Source organism: Algoriphagus lutimaris, assembly GCF_017051705.1.
Classification (GTDB): Bacteria; Bacteroidota; Bacteroidia; order Cytophagales; family Cyclobacteriaceae; genus Algoriphagus; species Algoriphagus lutimaris.
On the sequence record NZ_JAFIDJ010000027.1, the window covers coordinates 1 to 288 of the forward strand.

A 288-nucleotide genomic window follows, 5' to 3' on the forward strand; every position below is an offset into this window, starting at 1 on the left:
GCGATCACGGGAAACGTGTCTCCCGCCAACACGCTGCTGGTCTGCGACTCGCTGATGGGCCGCGACGCCGTCAACGTGGCCCAGGCGTTCAGCGAGCGGCTGCCGCTCGACGGTGTCGTCCTCACGAAGCTCGACGGCGACGCCCGGGGTGGCGCCGCTCTCGCCGTGAAGGCCGTGACCGGTGTTCCCATCAAGTTCCTGGGAACCGGCGAGACGGTGGATCGCCTGGAAGAGTTCCGCCCCGAAGGCCTCGCGAGCCGGATCCTCGGGATGGGCGACATCGTCGGT

1 pseudogene is annotated in these 288 nt (G+C 69.1%); it reads left to right on the forward strand.

Going from position 1 to position 288, the window contains the following annotated elements:
- Positions 1–288 (forward strand): annotated as a pseudogene (locus tag JYB62_RS19640) (signal recognition particle protein); the annotation flags it as partial.